Source organism: Pseudomonas sp. NPDC087598, from assembly GCF_044743525.1.
Taxonomy (GTDB): Bacteria; Pseudomonadota; Gammaproteobacteria; order Pseudomonadales; family Pseudomonadaceae; genus Aquipseudomonas.
Genome location: NZ_JBIUWQ010000115.1, coordinates 3,087 through 5,849 on the forward strand (window position 1 = coordinate 3,087; position 2,763 = coordinate 5,849).

3 protein-coding genes (1 of these 3 cut by a window edge) are annotated in these 2,763 nt (G+C 57.1%); all 3 read right to left on the reverse strand.

From position 1 onward, the window contains the following. Positions 1–894, reverse strand: partial view of a ketol-acid reductoisomerase gene (gene ilvC / locus ACIOWE_RS29560; RefSeq protein ID WP_401398478.1) — the 5' portion only. Its footprint begins 132 nt before the window's first position; only the first 894 of its 1,026 coding nucleotides appear in the window; the start codon lies at positions 892–894; the stop codon falls past the left edge of the window. A gap of 48 nt (positions 895–942) precedes the next feature. Continuing rightward, on the reverse strand, positions 943–1,434 hold the full coding sequence (gene ilvN, locus ACIOWE_RS29565) for an acetolactate synthase small subunit (protein ID WP_003176102.1): 492 nt from the start codon (positions 1,432–1,434) through the stop codon (positions 943–945). A gap of 2 nt (positions 1,435–1,436) precedes the next feature. Beyond that, a partial coding sequence (gene ilvB / locus ACIOWE_RS29570) for a biosynthetic-type acetolactate synthase large subunit (RefSeq protein WP_401398480.1) occupies positions 1,437–2,763 on the reverse strand: 1,327 nt, incomplete at its 5' end.

Below are 2,763 nucleotides of genomic sequence, written 5' to 3' on the forward strand. Positions count from 1 at the left end.
GTAGCCGGTTGCGCCTTCGCTGATGAACATTTTGGCGTATTCGCCGTCCTGAATACGTTTCAGGGCGTTGCGCATGGCCTGACGGGATTCGGCGTTGATCACTTCCGGACCTGTCACGTACTCGCCGTATTCAGCGTTGTTGGAGATCGAGTAGTTCATGTTGGCGATACCGCCTTCGTACATGAGGTCAACGATCAGTTTCAGTTCGTGCAGGCACTCGAAGTAGGCCATTTCAGGCGCGTAGCCAGCTTCAACCAGGGTTTCGAAACCGGCTTTTACCAGTTCAACGGTACCGCCGCACAGAACGGCTTGTTCGCCGAACAGGTCGGTTTCAGTCTCGTCCTTGAAGGTGGTTTCGATGATGCCGGTACGGCCGCCACCAACGCCTGCCGCGTAGGACAGTGCAACGTTTTTGGCGTTGCCCGAGGCGTCCTGGTAGATCGCGATCAGGTCAGGGATACCGCCGCCTTTCACGAACTCGGAACGTACGGTGTGGCCCGGGGCTTTCGGCGCGATCATGATCACGTCGAGGTCGGCACGCGGAACAACCTGGTTGTAGTGGATAGCGAAGCCGTGGGAGAAGGCCAGAGTGGCGCCTTTCTTGATGTTCGGCTCGATTTCGTTCTTGTACAGGGAAGACTGGAACTCGTCCGGGGTCAGGATCATGACCAGGTCGGCAGCAGCAACAGCGGAAGCAACGTCGGTCACTTTCAGGCCGTGAGCTTCAGCTTTGGCAACGGTGGCCGAACCTTTACGCAGACCAACGGTAACGTCGACACCGGAGTCTTTCAGGTTGCACGCTTGGGCGTGGCCCTGGGAACCGTAACCGATGATGGCAACTTTCTTGCCCTGGATGATCGACAGGTCGCAGTCTTTATCGTAGAAAACTTTCATGAATTTCCCCTTTATATCCAGGCCGTTCAGGCCATTCGCTACTTTGGTTTAGATGCTGAGTACTTTGTCGCCGCGGGCAATGCCGGTCACGCCGCTACGGACGGTTTCCAGAATCGATGCGGTGCCGATGGACTGAATGAAGCTGTCGAGCTTGTCGCTGGTACCGGTCAATTGAACGGTATACACGCTGGCACTGACATCGACGATCTGTCCACGGTAAATATCGGTGGTGCGTTTGATCTCGGCGCGCTGGGCGCCGGTGGCCTTGACCTTGACCAGCATCAGTTCACGCTCGATGTGAGCACTTTCCGACAGGTCCACCAGTTTGACCACTTCGATCAGCTTGTTCAGGTTTTTGGTGATCTGCTCGATGACTTCATCGTGGCCAACGGTGGTCAGCGTCAGACGCGACAGGGTCGGGTCTTCGGTCGGGGCCACGGTCAGGCTTTCGATGTTGTAGTTGCGCTGCGAGAACAGGCCGACTACACGAGACAACGCGCCGGGTTCGTTTTCCAGAAGCAAGGAAATAATGTGCCGCATGATTAAGTACGCTCCGTCTTGCTCAGCCACATATCGCGCATCGAGCCGTCTTTGATCTGCATCGGGTAGACGTGCTCGCTGGTATCGACCGAAATATCGATCACAACCAGGCGATCCTTCATGGCAAACGCTTCCGCCATCTGCGACTTCAAGTCTTTCGAGTCGGTGATGCGCATGCCAACGTGACCATAGGCTTCAGCCAGTTTGACGAAGTCAGGCAACGATTCCATGTACGAGTGCGAGTGACGGCTGCCATAGCTCATGTCCTGCCACTGACGGACCATCCCCAGAACACCGTTGTTCAGGATGACGATTTTTACTGGCAAGCCATATTGCAGGCAGGTCGACAGTTCCTGGATGTTCATCTGGATACTGCCCTCACCGGTGACGCAGGCAACGTCGTCTTCCGGGAAGCTCAACTTGATGCCCATGGCCGCCGGGAAACCGAAGCCCATGGTGCCCAGACCACCGGAGTTGATCCAGCGGTTCGGCTTGTTGAACGTGTAGTACTGCGCAGCGAACATCTGGTGCTGACCCACGTCGGAAGTGATAAAGGCATCGCCCTTGGTCACTTCGCAGAGGGTTTCGATCACGGTCTGCGGTTTGATCTTGCTGCCGTCGCCCTTGTCGTAAGGGAACAGGCCGCGATCACCGCGCCATTCATCAACTTGTTTCCACCAACTGGCCACGGACTCCTTGTTCGGGGTCTCGCCGATTTCCTTGAGGATCGCGACCATTTCGGTCAGGACACTTTCCACCGGACCAACGATAGGTACGTCGGCTTTAATGGTCTTGGAGATCGAAGCCGGGTCGATGTCGATGTGGATGATCTTGGCGTTCGGGCAGAACTTCGCCGCGCCGTTGATCACGCGATCGTCGAAGCGCGCGCCGACAGCCAGGATCACATCAGCGTGGTGCATCGCCAGGTTGGCGGTGTAGCTGCCGTGCATACCGAGCATGCCGATGAACTGACGATCAGTACCCGGGAAACCACCCAGGCCCATCAATGTGTTGGTCACCGGCAGGTTGAGCATTTTTGCCAGTTCGGTCAGCGGTGCGGAACCGTTGCCGAGAATCACGCCGCCACCGGAATACAGCACTGGGCGCTTGGCCGCCAGGAGCATTTCTGCCGCCTTGCGGATTTGCCCCGAGTGGCCACGAACGGCCGGGCTGTAGGAACGCAGCTTGGCTTTTTTCGGGAAGACGTATTCGAACTTCTCAGCCGGGTTGGTCATGTCTTTCGGGATATCGACCACGACCGGGCCCGGACGACCGGATTGCGCCAGGTAGAAGGCCTTCTTCATGACTTCCGGGATTTCCGAAGCGTGC

Bases quoted from the DNA above. Each gene is read 5' to 3' on its own strand.
- ilvN (WP_003176102.1), bottom strand. From the start codon at position 1,434: ATGCGGCACATTATTTCCTTGCTTCTGGAAAACGAACCCGGCGCGTTG.